At 56.2% G+C, this 322-nt stretch carries 1 protein-coding gene; it reads right to left on the bottom strand.

Annotated elements, in window-relative coordinates; translation table 11 throughout:
• Positions 1–110: 110 nt before the first annotated feature.
• A partial coding sequence (locus Q4563_RS18165; RefSeq protein ID WP_303605499.1) for a hypothetical protein occupies positions 111–322 on the bottom strand: 212 nt, incomplete at its 5' end.

Genomic DNA, 322 nt, shown 5'->3' with positions numbered 1-322 from the left:
CTCAAATACAACCGGCCATTGAATGCGGCCTAACACCGCCTGTGCGGTATCAATGATCAGGTCTGTCGTCACGGCTGATAGCAGCGGTTTGGCAATGGTGAGTAACCAGGTCATTGGGCCTCCAGGATATTGTTCAGATCTGTGGTGTATGCCTGGGCGATCCACTCCGACACATCAAAGCCGGGGCAGGTTTTGCCGTCAAACAGATCGCGATGACCACACACGGTCGAGATCGACAGGCCATTGCCGGGGTGTGAGAGAGACACAACCAGGGATCGAAGGGCAGACCATTGCTCTGGTGTGTAGCGGTCGCGGCCGATCA

This window comes from Gilvimarinus sp. 1_MG-2023, from assembly GCF_030548285.1.
The sequence above is the reverse complement of the archived record's forward strand: the minus strand, read 5'-3'. Positions and strand labels throughout refer to the sequence as shown.